Raw genomic sequence first — 857 nt, 5'->3', positions numbered from 1 at the left:
CCCCGCAGCCAGGTCGCCCACCACATCCAGCCGCGACTTGTAAGTGATGCCGCGGCCGGCCAGGGCCCACCGGCGAACCGCGTCGCCATCGTTGGCAACATTGCCGCCAGTGGCACGCACCGTGAGCTCTTCGCCATTTCTCCAGAACTTCCAACGGTCATACACGTCTTCACCCAGCATGAAGCACAGGCAAATATGCTTTGCCAGTGCCTGCGGCGTATCAGGCGTACCGTGCAACGCGAGGTAGGCAGGTGACGCACACAGCACGCGCCGATTCGTCAAATCCACCGGCAACGCCAGCATGCTGGAATCGGGCGGCTCGCCTTGCCGAAAAGCCGCGTCCACCAGGTCGCTGTAGACATTGGTCACGCGATCCGACAGGTGCAGCCGGTATTGAATGCCGGGATGCAACAGCTGAAACGCTTCCAGCCAGGGCAGCAGCACATTGCGGCCGAAGTCTGATGGCGCGGCCAGCTGCAGCACACCGCGCACCTGCTGCCGGCCGCTGGCGAGCTCCAGCTGGGCATCTCGCAGGGCGGCCAGCGCGGGCCGGCAGTGTGCGAGGAAAACCTCACCTTCGCGCGTCAACCGCAAGCTGCGGGTGGAACGCACAAAAAGCGGCGCCTGCAATTCTGCCTCCAGCCGTTTGAGTGCCGCGCTGGCGGCCGCCGGCGTCAGGTCCAGGCTGCGGGCCGTGGCCGACAGGCTGCCTGTGTCGACAGTGCGAATAAAGATTTCCAGGTCTTGCAGGGCTTTCATTTACAAATTTTATTTGCAAATAGCTTCAACTGAAAGCTTGTTTATCTTCATTTTCAAATTCAATACAGTTCAAGAATCAGTTTTGAGCACTGCTTTAC

At 60.4% G+C, this 857-nt stretch carries 1 protein-coding gene; it reads right to left on the bottom strand.

Going from position 1 to position 857, the window contains the following annotated elements:
- A partial coding sequence (locus AC1D1X_RS24620; protein ID WP_477699531.1) for a LysR family transcriptional regulator occupies positions 1-759 on the bottom strand: 759 nt, incomplete at its 3' end.
- Positions 760-857 lie beyond the last annotated feature (98 nt).

Source organism: Polaromonas sp. P1_G4, from assembly GCF_056405475.1.
This window is presented reverse-complemented; position numbering and strand designations above follow the sequence as displayed.